A 16695-nucleotide genomic window follows, 5' to 3' on the forward strand; every position below is an offset into this window, starting at 1 on the left:
AACCCCATCGCCATGGAAGAAGGTCTGCGCTTCGCTATCCGCGAAGGTGGTCGTACCGTGGGCGCTGGCGTGGTTGCCAAGATCATTGCGTAATTCGCGACACTGAAGGAATTACCATGGCTGCCAAGCAAAAAATCCGTATCCGCCTGAAGGCGTTCGACTACAAGCTGATCGACCAATCAGCTGCTGAAATCGTTGATACCGCCAAGCGTACCGGCGCGATCGTCAAGGGCCCCGTGCCCCTGCCGACCCGCATGAAGCGTTTCGACATTCTGCGTTCACCCCACGTGAACAAGTCCAGTCGCGACCAGTTTGAAATCCGTACGCACCAGCGTCTGATGGACATCGTCGACCCCACGGACAAAACTGTTGACGCTCTGATGAAGCTCGATCTGCCCGCTGGCGTGGACGTCGAAATCAAGCTGCAATAAGCACAAGAGACTCCGGCGCAAGCCGGAGTCCTTTTTTGACGGGTGGGTTGGGGCTTGTGTTCTTCACGGGCTCGCGGTATACTCGTCGGCTCCGCGTATGGCCTTTGGGTCGTGCATGGGGTTTTATTAACAGTCTTCCACGCAAAAACGCTGTTGCCAATTGAAGTTGCAGCGGTGGAAGTTACGGAGAAAACAATGAGTCTTAGCAATCACTTAGGGTTGCTGGGTCGCAAAGTTGGCATGATGCGTCTGTTCACGGACGATGGGGACGCAGTTCCCGTCACCGTGGTCGACGTGTCCAACAACCGTGTGACACAGGTCAAAACCCAAGAGAACGACGGCTATGTCGCCCTGCAGGTGACATTCGGTTCGCGCAAAGCTTCGCGCGTGACCAAGCCCGTCGCCGGCCACCTCGCCAAGGCGGGTGTTGAAGCCGGTGAAATCATTCAGGAATTCCGCGTGACCGCTGATGCCGCTGCCAAGTACGCAGCTGGCGCCACCGTGCCCGTGGGTGATGTGTTCGCCGTGGGCCAAAAAGTGGACGTGCAAGGCACCTCCATCGGTAAGGGCTACGCCGGTACCATCAAGCGCCACAACATGGCGTCGCAACGCGCCTCCCACGGTAATAGCCGCTCGCACAATGTGCCCGGCTCTATCGGTATGGCACAAGACCCCGGTCGCGTGTTCCCCGGCAAGCGCATGACAGGCCATCTGGGCGATGTCACCAAGACCACCCAAAACCTCGACGTGATCCGTATCGACGAAGCACGTCAACTGCTGCTGATCAAGGGTGCAATCCCCGGTGCAGCCGGCGGTTTTGTTTCGGTCCGTCCCGCCGTCAAGGCCAAAGCAGCAAAAGGAGCGAACTGATGCAGCTCGAACTCCTGAATGACCAAGGTCAGGCCGCTTCCAAGGTGGAAGCTCCCGATACCGTTTTCGGTCGTGAATACAACGAAGATCTGGTGCACCAGGTGGTCGTGGCCTTCCAGGCCAACGCCCGCCAAGGTACCCGTGCCCAAAAGGACCGTGAACAGGTCAAGCACAGCACCAAGAAGCCTTTCAAGCAAAAGGGCACCGGCCGCGCTCGCGCTGGTATGACCTCCTCGCCCCTGTGGCGTGGCGGCGGTCGCATCTTCCCGAACATGCCCGATGAAAACTTCGGTCAGAAGATCAACAAGAAGATGTACCGCGCCGGTATGGCTTCCATCCTGTCCCAGCTGGCCCGCGAAGGCCGCCTGGCGGTGGTGGAGTCCCTGACGGTTGAGTCCCCCAAGACCAAGGCTCTGGCTGCGAAGTTCAAGGCCATGAACTTGGAATCCGTGTTGGTGATCGCTGACGAAGTGGACGAGAACCTGTACCTGGCTTCCCGCAACCTGATGAACGTTCTGGTGGTGGAACCCCGTTATGCGGATCCCCTGTCGCTGGTCCACTACCGCAAGGTGCTGGTGACAAAGGCTGCCATGGACACACTCAAGGAGATGTTCGCATGAGCCACGGTCCCAATCTGACCAAATTTGACGAAGGTCGTCTGATGCAAGTGCTCGTCGCTCCCATCGTGTCCGAAAAGGCCACCCTGGTTGCCGAGAAGAGCAATGCCGTGACTTTCAAAGTGCTGCAAGACGCCACCAAGTACGAGATCAAGGCCGCTGTTGAACTGATGTTCAAGGTCGAGGTCAAGGGCGTTTCTGTGGTGAACACCAAAGGCAAGACCAAGCGTTTTGGCAAGTCCGTCGGCCGTCGCGACAACGTTCGCAAGGCCTATGTGACGCTGAAGCCCGGTCAAGAGCTGAACCTCGGTGGGGAGGCTGCGTAATCATGGCTGTCATTAAAATGAAACCCACTTCCCCAGGCCGTCGTGGCGTGGTGAAGGTCTCGCGTGACCACCTGTACAAGGGTGCGCCTCACGCCGCTCTGCTCGAACCCCAGTTCCAGCAAGCCGGTCGTAACAACAACGGCCACATCACCACCCGTCACAAGGGCGGTGGTCACAAGCACCACTACCGTGTGGTGGACTTCGTGCGCAACAAAGACGGCATCCCCGCCAAGGTTGAACGCATTGAGTACGACCCGAACCGTTCCGCGCACATCGCTCTGGTGTGCTACGCCGACGGCGAACGCAAGTACATCATTGCTCCCCGTGGTCTGGAAGTCGGCGCAACCATCCAGAATGGTTCCGAAGCCCCCATCCGCGTGGGCAACACGCTGCCTATCCGCAACATTCCCGTGGGTTCCATCATCCACTGCGTGGAATTGCAAGTGGGCAAGGGTGCGCAGATCATCCGCTCTGCCGGTACCTCTGCCACACTGCTGGCTCGTGAAGGCACATACGCTCAGGTGCGTGTGCGTTCTGGCGAAGTGCGCAAGATCCACATTGACTGCCGCGCCACCATTGGCCAGGTTGCCAACGAAGAACACAGCCTGCGCCAACTGGGCAAGGCCGGTGTGAAGCGTTGGATGGGTATTCGCCCGACCGTTCGCGGTGTGGTGATGAACCCGGTTGATCACCCCCACGGCGGTGGTGAAGGCAAGACCGGCGAAGGCCGTCATGCAGTCGATCCTTGGGGTAATCTGACCAAGGGTTACCGTACCCGTAACAACAAGCGCACGCAGGTCATGATCGTGTCGCGTCGCAAGAAGTAAGGGGTAGGTAAATGACTCGTTCACTGAAAAAAGGTCCCTTTGTAGACCACCACTTGGTTGCCAAGACCGAAAAGGCCGTGGCTACCAAGGACAAGAAGCCGATCAAGACCTGGTCGCGTCGCTCCATGATCCTGCCCGAGTTCATCGGTCTGACGATCGCCGTGCACAACGGCAAGCAGCACGTCCCTGTCTACATCACCGACCAAATGGTTGGCCACAAGTTGGGTGAGTTCGCTCTGACCCGTACTTTCAAGGGCCATCCTGCGGACAAAAAAGTCCAGAAGAAATAAGGAGGCACCATGGAAACTCGTGCAACCCTTCGTGGCGTCCGTCTGTCTGTTGACAAAGGCCGTCTGGTCGCGGATCTGATCCGCGGCAAAAAAGTTGACCAGGCTCTGAACATTCTCCAGTTCACGCAGAAAAAAGCTGCCGTGATCATCAAGAAGGTTCTGGAATCTGCCATTGCCAATGCTGAGCACAACGATGGTGCTGACATCGACGAACTGAAGGTCAAGACCATCTACGTCGAGCAAGGCGCTTCCCTGCGTCGCTTCACTGCCCGCGCCAAGGGCCGTGGCAACCAAATCCGCAAGCCCACGTGCCATGTGTACGTGACGGTCGGTAACTGATAGAGGCCAGGAAGATATGGGACAAAAAATCCACCCAACCGGCTTTCGCCTGGCGATCAGCCGTAACTGGTCTTCGCGCTGGTATGCCAGCAACCGCGATTTCGCGGGCATGTTGGCCGAAGACATCAAGGTGCGTGAATACCTGAAGACCAAGCTCAAGAGCGCTTCGGTTTCCCGCATCCTGATCGAGCGTCCTGCGAAGAACGCACGTATCACCATTTTCTCGGCTCGTCCGGGAGTGGTGATCGGCAAGAAGGGCGAAGACATCGAAAACCTCAAGCGTGACCTGGGCAAGCAACTGGGCGTGCCAGTGGCAGTGAACATCGAAGAAGTGCGCAAGCCCGAAATCGATGCCAAGCTGATCGCTGACAGCATCACCCAGCAGCTCGAAAAGCGCATCATGTTCCGCCGTGCCATGAAGCGCGCCATGCAAAACGCCATGCGTTTGGGCGCCCTGGGCATCAAGATCATGTCGTCTGGTCGTCTGAACGGTATTGAAATTGCTCGTACCGAGTGGTACCGCGAAGGCCGTGTGCCCCTGCACACCCTGCGCGCTGACATCGATTACGGTACTTCCGAAGCCAAGACCACATACGGTGTGATCGGCGTGAAGGTCTGGGTCTACAAGGGTGACACGCTGGGTCGTAACGACCTGCCGGCTGCTGTTGAGCCCCGTGCCGAAGAAGAGCGCCGCCCTCGCGGTCCCCGCCGTGATGGCCGCCCTGCTGGTGACCGTCCTGCGGCCCCCCGCGGTGCACGCCGTCCTGCCGGTGCCGCTGGCGCCCCCGCTGATGGCAGCGACAAACCCGCTGAAGCACTTGGTGCTGACGCTAAACCCGCCGTTAAGCGCGTTCGCAAAGTCGCCGCGCCAGCTGCAGCAGCTGACGGTAAAGGAGAATAACCATGTTGCAACCCGCTCGCCGGAAATACCGCAAAGAGCAAAAAGGCCGTAACACCGGCGTCGCTACCCGAGGCAGCTCGGTGGCGTTTGGTGATTTCGGTCTGAAGTGTACCGATCGCGGCCGCCTGACGGCTCGCCAGATCGAGGCTGCACGTCGTGCCATTTCCCGTCACGTCAAGCGTGGCGGCCGTATCTGGATCCGCGTGTTCCCCGACAAACCGATTTCCCAAAAGCCTGCTGAAGTGCGTATGGGTAACGGCAAGGGCAACCCCGAGTACTACGTGGCTGAAATTCAGCCCGGCAAGATCGTGTTCGAAATCGTCGGCGTGCCCGAAGAACTCGCTCGCGAAGCTTTCCGTCTGGCCGCTGCCAAGCTGCCGCTGCGTACGACCTTTGTCAGCCGCATGATCGGCCAGTAATTCAGGAGAAATCGATATGACGAAAGCTGCTGAACTGCGCCAAAAAGACGTTGCTGGCCTGCAAACCGAAGTCAAAGCGCTGCAAAAAGCCCACTTTGGCCTGCGTATGCAAAAAGCCACGCAACAACTCAATAACACCGCTACGCTGCGTACTGCTCGCCGCGATATTGCTCGCGCCAAGACCATTCTTGTCGAGAAGCAAAGCGCTGAAAAGTCCGCCAAATAAGGAGCGATAAATGACGGAAGCTAAAAAATCCCTCAAGCGCACCTTGATTGGCAAGGTGGTCAGCGACAAGCGTGCCAAGACAGTCACTGTGCTGATCGAACGCCGCGTTAAGCACGAGCTCTACGGCAAGATCGTTGCCAAGTCCAGCAAGTACCACGCCCATGACGAAAAGGGCGAGTACCACATGGGCGACATCATCGAAATCACCGAGAGCAAGCCGATTTCCAAGACCAAGAACTGGGTTGCGACCCGCTTGGTGGAAAAGGCTGCTGCAGTCTAAGCCTTTGCGCTTCGCGTACTGCACGTGACCCCAAAACGGCCCACAATGTGGGCCGTTTTCATTGGTGCCCACCCTTGCGGGGCAGCACTTTCTTTTCATTGATAGGAGCACACATGATCAAAGTCGGAGACACCCTGCCATCGGCCACTCTGATGGAATATTCGGAAGTGGAAGGCGAGGGTTGCAGCATCGGCCCCAATCCCGTGGATGTCAGCAAGGCCACAGCCGGCAAGACCATTGCGCTGTTCGCCCTGCCTGGCGCCTTCACTCCCACTTGCTCGGCCAAGCATGTGCCTGGCTATGTGGAACAAGCCGCCGCCTTTCAGGCTGCCGGTGTGGACGAAATCTGGTGTGTGAGCGTGAACGACGCTTTTGTGATGGGCGCCTGGGCACGTGACCAGAAGACCGCCGGCAAGGTGCGCATGCTGGCCGATGGCAGCGCTGCCTTTGCCCAGGCTACCGGTCTGACGCTGGACCTCACCAGCAAGGGCATGGGCCTGCGCAGCAACCGTTATTCCATGCTCGTCAAGGATGGCAAGGTGGTTTCCCTCAACGTGGAAGGCCCTGGCAAGTTCGAAGTGAGCGACGCTGGCACGCTGCTGGCCCAAGCCAAAGGCTAAGCACCCCGCGGGCGCCTACCTCAGAGCGTGGCTTTGAGGTAGTGCGCCCCGGCGATCGGGTTGAAGTAGTAGGGCGGTATTTCTTCAAAACCCAGCTCCTCATAGAGCGCCCGCGCGGCCTCCATATCGTCCAGCGTGTCGAGCAATACGCAGTCATAGCCGCCTTGACGTGCGGCATCCAGAATTCCTTCGGCCAGTAAACGGCCCAGTCCCAGTCCCCGGTAGGCTGGGCGGACATAAAGACGTTTCATCTCGGCCGCATTCGGATAGTCCGCTGTGTCCAGCGGGCGCAGCGCACAGCAGCCTGCAAATGCACCGTCCACGCACGCCAGCAGCAGGGCCCCGCGAGGGATGGCGTACTCCCCGGGCAGATCGCGCAACTCCTGCGCGAAGTTTTGAAAGCACAGATCCACGCCCAACTGGGCCGCATATTCCTGGAAGAGGGTGCGAACAGCATCCAGTTCGGCCGCAGACGCAGGGACGGACAGTTCGGGAGTCTCCATAAGGGGGGAAGCTGAATCCATGGTTCAGGCGGCCCATCGCAACAAAGCCGCCACGCTTCCGGCACAGCCCAGCAGCAGCACCAGTGCCAGCAGGCGCGTCCCTGCGGTGTCGCGTGCATGGGTAATGCCGGTTTCAGTTTGCTTGTCTCCATGGACCATGGGGGCCACGAGGTTCTGGCCCTTCTTTATCTTGTAGACCACGATGGCCACGATGTGCAGTATGACCAAGGCCAGCAAGATGAATTTGCCGACCTTGGTGTGGTAATCGGTGGCGCGGCTCACCCAGTCGCCACTGGCGAACTTGGAGAGTGGCCCGTTGTTGGCAATCTCGTCGTCGCTGAAGAGGCCTGCCGCAACCTGCAGCGCCGTAAAGCCTAGGAGCCCCAGCACGGAGAGAAAGCCCAGCGGGTTGTGGCCCACGCCATGCTCGGGTTTGCCTTCGCCCCGCAGGTAACGCCAGACGGTGACCGGGCTGTAAAAAAAAGTGGCAAAGCGCGACCAGTAGCCGCCCACAAAACCCCAAACCAAGCGGAACAACAGGAGGGTGAGCACGCTGTAGCCCAGGCGAAAGTGCCACTCCATCCAGCTGCCTCCGATCTGCCCCGTCAGTACCAGCCCGATCACTGCTGCTGCCAGCAGCCAGTGGAACAGGCGGGTGGGCAGGTCCCACACACGGGTTGTTTGCATTGCGCGCTCCTTGCGAAACCAGGCACCGCCGTGGCGGTGCGAACGCGCAATGTATCACCGAGCTGCGACAACAGGATGGGCTTGGTGTTTACCCTAGGCTCCGTCATCCGGCAGAACCAAAACCCTGCGGGGCGTTCAAACTACGGTCTGCCCTTACCAACCCAAAGAGGATGTCCCATGAAGAAAAGCATCTCCCTGATCCTGTGCAGTGCCGCCCTCACCGCTTCTTTGCCGGCCTTGGCCCAGTTTGCCAAGCCCGAAGACGCCATCAAATACCGCCAGAGCGCGCTGTTCGTGATGCAGCAGAACTTCGCCCGCGTTGCTACCATGGCGGCTGGTCGGGCGCCTTTCGATGCGAAGGTGGCTGCGGAAAGCGCCGAAGTGGCCGCCTACATGAGCAAGCTGCCCTGGGCCGCCTTTGGTGAGGGGACGGACAAGGGCGCGCCCACCAAGGCCAAGGCCGAGATTTGGGCTGACAAGGCTAAGTTCGGTGAGTACGCGGAAAAGATGCAGGCTGAAATGGCCAAGCTCAACGCCGCTGCCAAGACCGGCAATCTGGACAGCATCAAGGCTGCAGTGGGGGCAGTAGGCGGTGCCTGCAAGACCTGCCATGACGCCTTCCGCTCCTGAGGTACGGAGCACCCCTGCTCAGGATTCCTTGAGCAGGGTTTCGATGAGCTGGTGCAACTCCTGCAGATTGGGTTCGCCCACATAGCGCTTGACGATCTCGCCGCGCTTGTTCACCAAGTAGCTGGTCGGGGTGATGCCCACCTCGCCCCAGGCATTGGCCACGGCGCCAGTGTTGTCAATGGCCACCTCAAAGGGAAGCTTGCGGGTTTCGGCGAAGTTCACCACGTAGCTGGGCGGGTCGTAGGCCATGGCCACAGCGACAGTTCCGTAGCCTTGGGACTTGTACTTCTCGAAGGTGGAGACCAGCTTGGGCATCTCGGCAACACAGGTCACGCAGCTGGTGGCCCAGAAGTTCACCAGCGTGACCTTGCCCTTGAGCTCGGCGCTGGCCTTGCGGGTGCCGTCCAGCAGCACGAAGGTGGACTCGGGGGCCGCATTGCGCTGCGTCAGCAAGGCTGCGCCTGCGGCGAGCGCGACACCCGCTACGATGCTGGCAACGACAATGTGTTTTTTCATGAATAGGTATTCCCCATGGACCGCCGACAGTTTAATTCCTTCTCCATAACCGCTGCAGCCCTGTGGACTGCTGCATCCCTGCACCCCGCCCATGCGCTGAGCCTGGCCGACCTGAGCAACGCAGACGCCTCGAAGGGGCTGAAAACTGCGCTGGAGAAGGGCGCCTTGGCCGCAGTCGGGATTCTCGGTGTGCAGGATGGATTCCTCGGCAACGAAAAAGTTCGCATTCCTTTGCCCGGATATCTGGAAGATGCGGCCAAGCTGCTGCGCACCTTTGGCCAGGGGGCCAAGGTGGACGAGCTCATCACCTCCATGAACCGGGGCGCCGAAGCGGCTGTGCCCATGGCCAAGGATCTGCTGGTCAAGACGGTACAGGGCATGACGGTGAACGACGCCAAGACGATTCTGGGCGGCGGCGATACGGCGGTGACCCAGTTCTTTGCCGAAAAAACGCGCAGCCCGCTGGGCGTGAAGTTTCTACCCATCGTCACCAAAGCTACTGAAAAAGTGGGCCTGGCTGACAAGTACAACCAGCTCGCCGGCAAGGCGTCTGAAGTGGGGCTGATGAAAAAGGAAGACGCCAACATCCAGCAGTACGTCACCGGCAAGGCGCTGGATGGCCTGTTCTTCATGATTTCCGAAGAGGAAAAGAAGATCCGCCAGAACCCCGTGGCCTATGGCAGCTCCATCCTGACCAAGGTTTTCGGCGCGCTCAAGTGAGCGCACGCTACGCACTTATGCGCCTGATGGCGCTACTACTGCTTCTGACGGCCTGCAGCCCGGCGTTGAACTGGCGCCAGATAGCGCTGGGCGGACTGCGTTTTTCCCTCCCTTGCAAACCGGACAAGGCCCAGCGGGAGGTTACGCTGGCAGGCCGTGCCGTGGCGTTGGAAATGCAGGGCTGCGAGGCGGATAGTGCGCTGTTTGCCATCAGCCGCGCCCAGGTGGGCGATGCCACCGCCGTGCCGGGCGTGCTGGCGGCCTGGCGGGCGTCGGCGTTGGCCGCCTTGCAGGCCGCACCGGAAAGCACCCGCGCTTTGCCCGTGCCCACGCTTGCGGCGGCGCCCGGTGTGGCCACCGCCTCCTGGCTGGCTGCCAACGGGCAGCGCCCGCAAGGCGGGGTGGTGCAGGCCCATTTGGGCTGGCTGGTGCAGGGCAGCGATATCTACCACCTTGCGGTCTATGCCGACCAGCTGCGGCCGGAACAGATCGAGCCTTTCTTCAGCGACATCTCCCTTCCATGAGCCTGCTGCCTGCCCGCAAAGCGGTCCTCGTGTTCAGCGCCTTTGCGCTGGCCTACTTTCTGTCGGCCCTGATCCGCGCCATCACCGCGACGCTGGCGCCCACGCTGGTGCAGGAGTTCAGTCTGCATGCGCGCGATCTGGGCCTGCTGGCCGGTGGTTACTTTCTGGGCTTCTCGGCTACCCAGCTGCCGCTGGGGCGCTGGCTGGACCGCCTGGGCCCGAAGCGGGTGGAGCTGATGTTCCTGGCCGTGGCTCTGGTGGGCTGCCTGGCCTTTGCGCTGGCGCAGAGCTTCTGGGGCCTGCTGGCGGCGCGCGTGCTGTGTGGTGCCGGCGTGAGTGCCTGCCTCATGGCGCCCCTGACCGGTTACCGCCGTTGGTACGCGCCCGAGCAGCAGATGCGCGCCAACTCTTGGATGCTGATGGTGGGGGCGCTGGGCATGGTGGCGTCCACCCTGCCGGTGCAGTGGCTGATGCCGCTGGTGGGCTGGCGCGGAATTTTCGTGTTGCTGGGTGTGCTGGTAGCGGTGTCCATGTTTGCCATCGCCTGGCAGTCGCCAGCCTGGCACACCGATGCCGCCCCGGCGCAGGGGCCTGAGCAGGAAGGCGTGCTGGCCAGCTACCGCGAGGTCTGGTGCCACCCCTACTTCCGCAAGCTGGCGCCGTTGGGCTTCTTCAACTACGGCGGGCTGGTCGCCCTGCAAACGCTGTGGGCCGGGCCTTGGATGGTGAAGGTGGCGGGCTACACCTCGCTGCAGGCGGCCACGGGGTTGTTCTGGCTCAATGTGTCCATGCTGGTGGCCTACCTGCTGTGGGGATGGGCCAACCCCTGGCTGGCGCGCAAGGGCCATACCGCCACGCGCCTGATTGCGCTGGGCCTGCCCTTGAACTTCGTGCTGTTTGCTATTCTTTTGCTAGCTGGTGGCGCAATTTCCACGGGGGCTACAGTGCTATTTGCCTTGATTGCGGTGAGCTGCACGGTCTGTGCACTGGCGCAACCGGCGGTGGGCATGGCCTTCCCGTCCGCGCTGGCTGGGCGCGCGCTGTCGGCCTACAACCTGGTTATCTTCAGCGGCGTGTTTGCTGTGCAGTGGGGCATTGGCCTGCTGCTGGACGGCTTCCGGGCGCTGGGCCTGGCCGAGGTGCCGGCCTACCAGGCGGCATTTGGCGTCTATGGTCTGTGCTGTGTCGCGGCCTATCTGTATTTCCTGCGGGCAAAGGCGCCATAATCAAAGCCCACTTCGCTGTACCCCATGAACACCGGCATCCTCATCATTGCCCATGCACCGCTGGCCAGCGCCCTGCGCAGCGCCGCGTTGCATGTGTACCCGGATGCCGCGACAGGGGTGCTGGCTCTGGATGTGGCGGCCAATGAAAACCCCGAACTGACCCGCGCGGCTGCGCGTGCGCTGCTGACCCAGCTGGGCACGCCGCAGGCGCTGGTGCTGACGGATGTGTTCGGGGCCACGCCTTGCAATGTGGCGCAGAAGGTGGTGGATGGCATCAACACCAAGCTGGTGGCAGGGGTAAACCTGCCCATGCTGCTGCGTACCGTGAACTATCGCCATGAGGCCCTGGACATGCTGGTCCCCCGCGCGTTGGCGGGGGGCGCCCAGTGCATCATGCAGGTGGCCGTGACGGCACCTCAAAATCAACATCGAAAAGCCCATGATCAGCACCAACACGACCATAGTCAATAAGCTCGGCTTGCACGCCCGCGCCTCCGCCAAGCTCACCAAGCTGGCTGGCAGCTTTCCCTGCGAAGTCTGGATGGCGCGCGGCGACCGCCGCGTGAACGCCAAGAGCATCATGGGCGTCATGATGTTGGCTGCCGGCATTGGCTCGGAGGTGACGCTGGAGACCAGTGGCGACCGGGAGCAGGAAGCCATGGATGCGTTGCTCGCCCTGATCAGCGACAAGTTCGGCGAGGGCGAATAAGTTGTTGGCCCCCACGCTCCACCGCTGCGCGGGTCGCTGCCCCCCTGGGGGACCCTCGCGCCTTGGGGCGGCCCGGCGGCGCTCACGCCAGCAGGTCATGCAGGTGGTGCCCGCATGACCTTCTCGATCCACGGTTTGGCGGTCTCGCGCGGCATTGCCATCGGGCGTGCGGTGCTGGTGGCGTCCAGTCGCGTGGATGTGGCGCATTACTTCATCAAGCCGGATGAGGTGCTGGCCGAGATTGACCGGGTGCGTGCGGGGCGTGACGCGGTGGTGGAAGAGATTCACCGCCTGCAGGAGAGCATCACGCGCATGGGCCCCAAGGAGGCGCCACATGAACTCTCGGCCCTGCTCGATGTGCACTTGCTGCTGCTGCAGGACGAGGAGCTGGTGGCCGGCGTCAAGCACTGGATCACCGAGCGCCTCTACAACGCCGAGTGGGCGCTGACCACGCAGCTCGAAATCATTGCCCGCCATTTCGACGAAATGGAAGACGCCTACCTGCGCGAGCGCAAGGCGGACATGGAGCAGATCTGCGAGCGCATTCTGCGCGCCATGAAAGGCGCTGCCTCGCCCATGGTGCAGCCGGTGCAGCGCGGCGGGCGCAAAACCTCGCAGCAGGACCTGCTGCTGGACGACACGGTGGACGTGCCGCTGGTGCTGATCGCGCACGACCTCTCGCCGGCCGACATGCTGCAGTTCAAGCAAAGCGTGTTTGCGGGCTTCATCACCGATGTGGGCGGCAAGACCTCGCACACCGCCATCGTGGCGCGCAGCATGGACATCCCTGCCGTGGTGGGCGCGCGCACCTGCAGCCAGCTGGTGCGCCAGGACGACTGGGTCATCATCGACGGCGACGCCGGCGTGATCATCGTCGACCCCTCGCCCATCATCCTGGCCGAGTACGGTTTTAAGCAGCGCCAGGGCGAGCTGGAGCGCGGTCGCCTGCAGCGCCTCTTGCACACCCCTGCCATCACCATGGACGACCAGAAGGTGCAGCTGCTGGCCAATATCGAGTCGCCCGACGACGCGCCGGGCGCACTCAAGGCCGGTGCGCTGGGCGTGGGCCTGTTCCGCAGCGAGTTTCTCTTCATGGGTCGCCAGGGGCGTCTGCCGGATGAGGAAGAGCAGTACCAGGCCTACAAGCGGGCGGTGGAAGGCATGCAGGGCCTGCCCGTCACCATCCGCACGGTGGACGTGGGCGCCGACAAGCCACTGGACGATTCGGTGCGCGACAACGCCCACCTGAACCCCGCGCTGGGCCTGCGCGCCATCCGCTGGAGCCTGGCCGATCCGGCCATGTTCCTGACCCAGTTGCGTGCCATCCTGCGCGCCGCTGCGCACGGCAAGGTGCGCATGCTCATTCCCATGCTGGCGCACGCCAGTGAGATCAAGCAGACGATTGCGCACATCGAGAAGGCGCGTGCCCAGCTGGACCGCCGCGGCGTGGCCTACGGCCCCATCCAGCTCGGCGCGATGATCGAGATTCCGGCTGCGGCGCTGAGCTTGCGCCTCTTTCTCAAGTACTTCGATTTCCTCTCCATCGGCACCAACGACCTGATCCAGTACACGCTGGCGATCGACCGGGCCGACGAGTCGGTGGCGCATCTGTACGACCCCATGCATCCCGCCGTGCTGCGCCTGGTGGCCGACACCATTGCCGAGGGCCGCGCCCAGGGCAAGGACGTGAGCGTGTGCGGCGAGATGGCCGGCGACGTGAGCATGACGCGCCTGCTGCTGGGCCTGGGCCTGCGCAGCTTCTCCATGCACCCGGCGCAGATCCTTGCGGTGAAGCAGGAGATCTTGCGCGCCGACACCGGCAAGCTGGAGGCCTGGGCGCAGGGCGTGTGCGACGCCGAAGAGCCCGGCGAAGAACTCAGCAGTCGCCCCATGCCGCTATAAAAAACGGAGCTACTCGCGCACTGTCTGCGGGGGCTAGCACTTGGTTTCTTGTAAACTGGCTATTTGCCGGCGCGTGAACCCAGTACCGCCGCGCCAATGATCATGGCCGCCGCCAGCACCACCGACATGCTGGGCCACTCCCCGCGCAGCGACAGCAAGGCCAGCGTGGACAGCAGCGGCGTGAGGAAAGACAGCACACCGATCTGCCGCGCATCACCGCGCTTGAGCGCCGCGTCCCACAGGTAGAAGGCACCGCCCAGCGGGCCCAGACCCATGGCCACCAGCAGCGCCCAGTCGTGCGCATTCAGGTCCACCGGGCTTTCCAGCAGCGCGTGGCACAGCAGGGACAGCAGGCCCGACACCAGACCGAACAGGCCAATCGCCGCGCTGGGGAAGGCCGGCACGCGCCGCGTCAGCAGCGAATAGCTGGCCCAAATAAATGCAGAGCCCAGCGCGGGGATGTAGCCCCAGGCAAAGCCGCCCTGCAGATCACGTCCGCCCACGATGGCCAGCGCCGCGCCGGCAAAGCCAAGCAGGGCTGCAGCAATGTGCAGCCCATGCAGGCGCATGCCGGGCAGGAAGAGTGGCGCCATCAGCACAATGCCCAGCGGCCACAGGTAGTTCACCAGGTTGGCCTGCACGGGCGGTGCGTGGCGCAGCGCAATGAACAGAAGAAAGTGGAAGCCGAACAGCCCGTACACCCCCATTGCCAGCGTAGGGGCCGGCACCTTCCACTGTTGCAGCCGGCCCTTGGAAAGCACCAGCCCGATCAGACTGCCGATGAGCAGTCCGCAGCCGGTGAGCAGAAAGGGTGGCACATGGGCCAGCGAGACGCCCAGCGGGGCGAGGGAGCCCCACAGGGCAATGGCGGCGAGGGCGAGTAGGAGGGCTTGCATGGCCGCCAGCTTAGCCGCTGGCGATGGTGCGAAACGCCGGTGCGCTGTCGCGCAACCCCGGTTTCAGTGTGGCGCGTGCTGGCGCAGGGCCGCCGCCATGGCCGAGGCCGACTGGTAGCCGCAGCGCCGCGCAACTTCCGCCAGGCCCAGGCCTTGGGCGCGCAGGGCGCGGGCGCGCTGCAGGCGCAGGTCGCGCAGCCACTGCATGGGGCGCATGCCGGTTTCCTGCTGGCAGCGCACGGCGAATTGGGAACTGCTCAAAAACACCTGCTGCGCCAGATCGGCCACGGTCAGCGGCGTGTGCAACTGGCGTTCGCACCACTGGGTCAGGCCGTGCCAGTCAATGCGGCGCTGGCTGCGCGCGGGGGCAGATTGCGGCGTGCGCCAGCAGTCCAGCAACAGGAGCGGGCCGTAGTGCTGGGCCAGGCTGTCTTCGCGGGTCAGGGCCAGCTGCAGGTAGCGCGCCAAGGCCAAGGCGATGGCGGGTTGTACGGGTGCGCCCACTGCATCTGCCCAGTCGGCTTGCGCCGTGTCCAACACCAGGCAGCGGGCGCTGCCGTCGGCCTCGAAGTCATGCCGCTCGCCCGGCGCGATCACGCAGCCGCCGCCCGCGGCAATGCGCCGACCGCAGCCTTGCACCTCCAGCTCCAGCGTGCCGTCCAGGCCCAGCAGGATCTGGAAATGGTCGTGCGCATGGCTGCCCGGTGACGGGCCGTACTGGCGCAGCGACAGGGAGCCATGGGCGGCGTGCATGGTCGGCAGGGTCTCAGGCCAGGCGCTGGTCGGTGGAGGGGCGCTTCCACAAGTTGATGCCACCGTCCACGGCGTGGCCGTCGATGGTGTCCAGCTCGGCCTGGGTGAAGCTCAAGTTCTTCATCGCACCCACCAGGTCCACGATCTGCTCGGGCTTGCTCGCGCCGATCAGGGCGGAAGTGACGCGCGCGTCGCGCAGGACCCAGGCGGTGGCCATCTGCGCCAGACTCTGGCCGCGCGCCTGGGCGATCTCGTTGAGCGCGCGCACGTGCTTGAGGTTCTGCTCGCTCAGGTGGTCCTGCTTGAAGGAGCCGCCGCCGGGGCGGTTGATGCGGGCGTCGGCCGGCACGCCGTTGAGGTACTTGTTGGTGAGCAGACCCTGGGCCAGCGCGCTGAAGGCGATGCAGCCCATGCCAGTCTCATCCAAGGCGTCCAGCAGGTCTTCCTCGATCCAGCGGTTCATCAAGCTGTAGGAAGGCTGGTGGATCAGCATGGGCACGCCCATGCTCTTAAGGATGGCGGCGGCCTCGCGCGTCTTGGTGCCCGAGTAGCTGCTGATGCCGGCATACAGCGCCTTGCCTTGCTGCACGGCCGTGGCCAGCGCGCCCATGGTTTCTTCCAGCGGGGTGTCGGGGTCGAAGCGGTGGCTGTAGAAGATGTCCACGTAGTCCAGGCCCATGCGCTTCAAGCTCTGGTCCAGGCTGGCGAGCACGTATTTGCGCGAGCCACCGCCCTGTCCATAAGGGCCGGGCCACATGTCGTAGCCGGCCTTGCTGGAGATGATCAGCTCATCGCGGTAGGGCATGAAGTCGCGCTTCAGGTGCTCGCCAAAGTTGGTCTCGGCGCTGCCGTAGGGTGGGCCATAGTTGTTGGCCAGGTCGAAGTGGGTGATGCCCAGGTCAAAGGCGGTGCGCAACATGTCGCGCTGGGTCTGGAAGGGCGTGGCGTCGCCGAAGTTGTGCCACAGGCCCAGCGAGACAGCGGGGAGTTTGAGGCCGCTTTTACCGCAGGTGCGGTAGGGGACACGTCCATCGTAACGGTCAGAGGCAGCGTGGTACATGGTGCGCTTCACAAAAAAGGTGGAACAACAAAGTGCAGCATTGTGGCCTTTTTTGGGCGCGCCAGCAGGCGCAGGGTTTCAGTGCACCACCACCTTGGAAAACAGGTTGATGACCAGCACCCGGCCACGATGAGGCCGATACCAAGGATGGCGGCCGCATCGAGTGCCTGCTGGTACAGCAACCAGCCAGCGATGGACACCAACACCACGCCGGCCCCGGCCCAGATCGCATAGGCAATGCCCACCGGAATGCTGCGCAGCGTGAGGGACAGAAAGAAAAAGGCCAGCCCGTAGCCCACCACCACCAGTGCCGACGGTTGCCAACGTGTGAAGCCTTCCGTGGCCTTGAGGGCCGAGGTGGCCACCACCTCACAGGCGATCGCCATCGCCAGGTACAGCCAGTTCATGCAGGGCGCCCGCTGC

The 16695-nt window shown here is 62.7% G+C and carries 26 protein-coding genes and 1 pseudogene; 20 read left to right on the forward strand and 7 right to left on the reverse strand.

Annotated elements, in window-relative coordinates; all coding sequences use genetic code 11:
• From AC1RNN_RS16590 to AC1RNN_RS16650, 13 genes are all read left to right on the forward strand, one after another.
• Positions 1-93: EF-Tu C-terminal domain-related protein (locus AC1RNN_RS16590; protein WP_020653549.1), on the forward strand; the 93-nt coding region annotated here is incomplete at its 5' end.
• 23 nt (positions 94-116) lie between these two features.
• The gene (gene rpsJ / locus AC1RNN_RS16595; RefSeq protein ID WP_086919619.1) at positions 117-431 is read left to right on the forward strand and encodes a 30S ribosomal protein S10; all 315 of its coding nucleotides are present in this window, start codon (positions 117-119) and stop codon (positions 429-431) included.
• Positions 432-626: 195 nt separating this feature from the next.
• A complete protein-coding gene (rplC, locus tag AC1RNN_RS16600) occupies positions 627-1301 on the forward strand; it encodes a 50S ribosomal protein L3 (RefSeq protein WP_493090335.1) in 675 nt (224 codons plus the stop codon).
• A complete protein-coding gene (rplD, locus tag AC1RNN_RS16605; protein ID WP_493090336.1) occupies positions 1301-1921 on the forward strand; it encodes a 50S ribosomal protein L4 in 621 nt (206 codons plus the stop codon). The genes rplC and rplD overlap by 1 nt, the downstream gene beginning before the upstream one ends.
• Positions 1918-2244, forward strand: a complete 327-nt coding sequence (rplW, locus tag AC1RNN_RS16610; RefSeq protein WP_294770336.1) for a 50S ribosomal protein L23 — start codon at positions 1918-1920, stop codon at positions 2242-2244. Before rplD ends, rplW begins: the two co-directional genes overlap by 4 nt.
• A gap of 2 nt (positions 2245-2246) precedes the next feature.
• Positions 2247-3071 carry a 50S ribosomal protein L2 gene (rplB, locus tag AC1RNN_RS16615; RefSeq protein WP_294770334.1) on the forward strand — a complete coding sequence of 275 codons (825 nt, stop codon included), beginning with the start codon at positions 2247-2249 and terminating at the stop codon, positions 3069-3071.
• An 11-nt stretch (positions 3072-3082) separates the two neighbouring features.
• Entirely contained in the window at positions 3083-3361 is a 279-nt protein-coding gene (gene rpsS, locus AC1RNN_RS16620) for a 30S ribosomal protein S19 (RefSeq protein ID WP_294770333.1), read from the forward strand.
• 9 nt (positions 3362-3370) lie between these two features.
• On the forward strand, positions 3371-3700 hold the full coding sequence (gene rplV, locus AC1RNN_RS16625; protein ID WP_075585605.1) for a 50S ribosomal protein L22: 330 nt from the start codon (positions 3371-3373) through the stop codon (positions 3698-3700).
• 16 nt (positions 3701-3716) lie between these two features.
• Positions 3717-4601: a 30S ribosomal protein S3 gene (gene rpsC, locus AC1RNN_RS16630; protein ID WP_493090340.1), complete on the forward strand. Its 885-nt coding sequence runs from the start codon at positions 3717-3719 to the stop codon at positions 4599-4601.
• Positions 4602-4603: 2 nt separating this feature from the next.
• Positions 4604-5020, forward strand: coding sequence for a 50S ribosomal protein L16 (rplP, locus tag AC1RNN_RS16635; protein ID WP_068836220.1), 417 nt, complete (start codon positions 4604-4606; stop codon positions 5018-5020).
• Positions 5021-5036: 16 nt separating this feature from the next.
• Entirely contained in the window at positions 5037-5246 is a 210-nt protein-coding gene (gene rpmC, locus AC1RNN_RS16640; RefSeq protein WP_294770322.1) for a 50S ribosomal protein L29, read from the forward strand.
• 10 nt (positions 5247-5256) lie between these two features.
• Positions 5257-5526, forward strand: coding sequence for a 30S ribosomal protein S17 (rpsQ, locus tag AC1RNN_RS16645; protein WP_493090342.1), 270 nt, complete (start codon positions 5257-5259; stop codon positions 5524-5526).
• A 113-nt stretch (positions 5527-5639) separates the two neighbouring features.
• Positions 5640-6146 carry a peroxiredoxin gene (locus tag AC1RNN_RS16650; protein ID WP_493090344.1) on the forward strand — a complete coding sequence of 169 codons (507 nt, stop codon included), beginning with the start codon at positions 5640-5642 and terminating at the stop codon, positions 6144-6146.
• 20 nt (positions 6147-6166) lie between these two features.
• Here AC1RNN_RS16650 and AC1RNN_RS16655 read toward each other — a convergent pair whose 3' ends face one another.
• Positions 6167-6649: a GNAT family N-acetyltransferase gene (locus AC1RNN_RS16655; RefSeq protein ID WP_493090346.1), complete on the reverse strand. Its 483-nt coding sequence runs from the start codon at positions 6647-6649 to the stop codon at positions 6167-6169.
• A 24-nt stretch (positions 6650-6673) separates the two neighbouring features.
• A complete protein-coding gene (locus AC1RNN_RS16660; protein WP_493090348.1) occupies positions 6674-7336 on the reverse strand; it encodes a cytochrome b/b6 domain-containing protein in 663 nt (220 codons plus the stop codon).
• Between the two features lie 177 nt (positions 7337-7513).
• Here AC1RNN_RS16660 and AC1RNN_RS16665 point away from each other — a divergent pair, with 177 nt between their 5' ends.
• Complete coding sequence (locus tag AC1RNN_RS16665) at positions 7514-7966, forward strand: c-type cytochrome (protein ID WP_493090350.1); 453 nt, start codon at positions 7514-7516, stop codon at positions 7964-7966.
• A gap of 18 nt (positions 7967-7984) precedes the next feature.
• Here AC1RNN_RS16665 and AC1RNN_RS16670 read toward each other — a convergent pair whose 3' ends face one another.
• Entirely contained in the window at positions 7985-8482 is a 498-nt protein-coding gene (locus AC1RNN_RS16670; RefSeq protein ID WP_493090351.1) for a TlpA family protein disulfide reductase, read from the reverse strand.
• Between the two features lie 15 nt (positions 8483-8497).
• On the opposite strand from AC1RNN_RS16670, the gene AC1RNN_RS16675 reads away from it, so the two are divergent.
• The 6 genes from AC1RNN_RS16675 to ptsP all read left to right on the forward strand — a co-directional run bounded on the left by AC1RNN_RS16675 (position 8498) and on the right by ptsP (position 13563).
• Complete coding sequence (locus AC1RNN_RS16675; RefSeq protein WP_493090353.1) at positions 8498-9202, forward strand: DUF4197 domain-containing protein; 705 nt, start codon at positions 8498-8500, stop codon at positions 9200-9202.
• Entirely contained in the window at positions 9199-9726 is a 528-nt protein-coding gene (locus AC1RNN_RS16680) for a hypothetical protein (RefSeq protein ID WP_493090354.1), read from the forward strand. Before AC1RNN_RS16675 ends, AC1RNN_RS16680 begins: the two co-directional genes overlap by 4 nt.
• Positions 9723-10952, forward strand: a complete 1230-nt coding sequence (locus AC1RNN_RS16685; protein WP_493090356.1) for an MFS transporter — start codon at positions 9723-9725, stop codon at positions 10950-10952. The genes AC1RNN_RS16680 and AC1RNN_RS16685 overlap by 4 nt, the downstream gene beginning before the upstream one ends.
• Before the next feature lie 24 nt (positions 10953-10976).
• Positions 10977-11423, forward strand: a complete 447-nt coding sequence (locus AC1RNN_RS16690) for a PTS sugar transporter subunit IIA (RefSeq protein ID WP_493090358.1) — start codon at positions 10977-10979, stop codon at positions 11421-11423.
• Positions 11392-11661, forward strand: coding sequence for an HPr family phosphocarrier protein (locus tag AC1RNN_RS16695; RefSeq protein WP_493090360.1), 270 nt, complete (start codon positions 11392-11394; stop codon positions 11659-11661). The genes AC1RNN_RS16690 and AC1RNN_RS16695 overlap by 32 nt, the downstream gene beginning before the upstream one ends.
• Positions 11662-11775: 114 nt before the next feature.
• Positions 11776-13563 carry a phosphoenolpyruvate--protein phosphotransferase gene (gene ptsP, locus AC1RNN_RS16700; protein ID WP_493090362.1) on the forward strand — a complete coding sequence of 596 codons (1788 nt, stop codon included), beginning with the start codon at positions 11776-11778 and terminating at the stop codon, positions 13561-13563.
• A 59-nt stretch (positions 13564-13622) separates the two neighbouring features.
• Here ptsP and AC1RNN_RS16705 read toward each other — a convergent pair whose 3' ends face one another.
• From AC1RNN_RS16705 to AC1RNN_RS16720, 4 genes and pseudogenes are all read right to left on the reverse strand, one after another.
• The gene (locus AC1RNN_RS16705) at positions 13623-14459 is read right to left on the reverse strand and encodes a DMT family transporter (protein WP_493090363.1); all 837 of its coding nucleotides are present in this window, start codon (positions 14457-14459) and stop codon (positions 13623-13625) included.
• Between the two features lie 63 nt (positions 14460-14522).
• Positions 14523-15212 (reverse strand): helix-turn-helix domain-containing protein, encoded by a 690-nt coding sequence (locus AC1RNN_RS16710; RefSeq protein WP_493090365.1) that lies wholly within the window; start codon positions 15210-15212, stop codon positions 14523-14525.
• 13 nt (positions 15213-15225) lie between these two features.
• A complete protein-coding gene (gene mgrA, locus AC1RNN_RS16715; RefSeq protein ID WP_493090367.1) occupies positions 15226-16272 on the reverse strand; it encodes an L-glyceraldehyde 3-phosphate reductase in 1047 nt (348 codons plus the stop codon).
• Between the two features lie 78 nt (positions 16273-16350).
• Positions 16351-16679 (reverse strand): annotated as a pseudogene (locus AC1RNN_RS16720) (DMT family transporter).
• Between the last annotated feature and the right edge of the window lie 16 nt (positions 16680-16695).

It is taken from the genome of Rhodoferax sp. GW822-FHT02D07 (assembly GCF_058802405.1).

Bases quoted from the DNA above. Each gene is read 5' to 3' on its own strand.
- rpsS (WP_294770333.1), top strand. From the start codon at position 3,083: ATGACTCGTTCACTGAAAAAAGGTCCCTTTGTAGACCACCACTTGGTT.
- AC1RNN_RS16685 (WP_493090356.1), top strand. From the start codon at position 9,723: ATGAGCCTGCTGCCTGCCCGCAAAGCGGTCCTCGTGTTCAGCGCCTTT.
- rpmC (WP_294770322.1), top strand. From the start codon at position 5,037: ATGACGAAAGCTGCTGAACTGCGCCAAAAAGACGTTGCTGGCCTGCAA.
- AC1RNN_RS16660 (WP_493090348.1), bottom strand. From the start codon at position 7,336: ATGCAAACAACCCGTGTGTGGGACCTGCCCACCCGCCTGTTCCACTGG.
- AC1RNN_RS16695 (WP_493090360.1), top strand. From the start codon at position 11,392: ATGATCAGCACCAACACGACCATAGTCAATAAGCTCGGCTTGCACGCC.
- rpsJ (WP_086919619.1), top strand. From the start codon at position 117: ATGGCTGCCAAGCAAAAAATCCGTATCCGCCTGAAGGCGTTCGACTAC.
- rplD (WP_493090336.1), top strand. From the start codon at position 1,301: ATGCAGCTCGAACTCCTGAATGACCAAGGTCAGGCCGCTTCCAAGGTG.
- AC1RNN_RS16655 (WP_493090346.1), bottom strand. From the start codon at position 6,649: ATGGAGACTCCCGAACTGTCCGTCCCTGCGTCTGCGGCCGAACTGGAT.
- AC1RNN_RS16665 (WP_493090350.1), top strand. From the start codon at position 7,514: ATGAAGAAAAGCATCTCCCTGATCCTGTGCAGTGCCGCCCTCACCGCT.
- mgrA (WP_493090367.1), bottom strand. From the start codon at position 16,272: ATGTACCACGCTGCCTCTGACCGTTACGATGGACGTGTCCCCTACCGC.
- AC1RNN_RS16710 (WP_493090365.1), bottom strand. From the start codon at position 15,212: ATGCACGCCGCCCATGGCTCCCTGTCGCTGCGCCAGTACGGCCCGTCA.
- AC1RNN_RS16650 (WP_493090344.1), top strand. From the start codon at position 5,640: ATGATCAAAGTCGGAGACACCCTGCCATCGGCCACTCTGATGGAATAT.
- rplC (WP_493090335.1), top strand. From the start codon at position 627: ATGAGTCTTAGCAATCACTTAGGGTTGCTGGGTCGCAAAGTTGGCATG.
- rpsQ (WP_493090342.1), top strand. From the start codon at position 5,257: ATGACGGAAGCTAAAAAATCCCTCAAGCGCACCTTGATTGGCAAGGTG.
- rplP (WP_068836220.1), top strand. From the start codon at position 4,604: ATGTTGCAACCCGCTCGCCGGAAATACCGCAAAGAGCAAAAAGGCCGT.
- rpsC (WP_493090340.1), top strand. From the start codon at position 3,717: ATGGGACAAAAAATCCACCCAACCGGCTTTCGCCTGGCGATCAGCCGT.
- AC1RNN_RS16705 (WP_493090363.1), bottom strand. From the start codon at position 14,459: ATGCAAGCCCTCCTACTCGCCCTCGCCGCCATTGCCCTGTGGGGCTCC.
- AC1RNN_RS16670 (WP_493090351.1), bottom strand. From the start codon at position 8,482: ATGAAAAAACACATTGTCGTTGCCAGCATCGTAGCGGGTGTCGCGCTC.
- rplV (WP_075585605.1), top strand. From the start codon at position 3,371: ATGGAAACTCGTGCAACCCTTCGTGGCGTCCGTCTGTCTGTTGACAAA.
- rplB (WP_294770334.1), top strand. From the start codon at position 2,247: ATGGCTGTCATTAAAATGAAACCCACTTCCCCAGGCCGTCGTGGCGTG.
- ptsP (WP_493090362.1), top strand. From the start codon at position 11,776: ATGACCTTCTCGATCCACGGTTTGGCGGTCTCGCGCGGCATTGCCATC.
- rplW (WP_294770336.1), top strand. From the start codon at position 1,918: ATGAGCCACGGTCCCAATCTGACCAAATTTGACGAAGGTCGTCTGATG.
- AC1RNN_RS16675 (WP_493090353.1), top strand. From the start codon at position 8,498: ATGGACCGCCGACAGTTTAATTCCTTCTCCATAACCGCTGCAGCCCTG.
- AC1RNN_RS16690 (WP_493090358.1), top strand. From the start codon at position 10,977: ATGAACACCGGCATCCTCATCATTGCCCATGCACCGCTGGCCAGCGCC.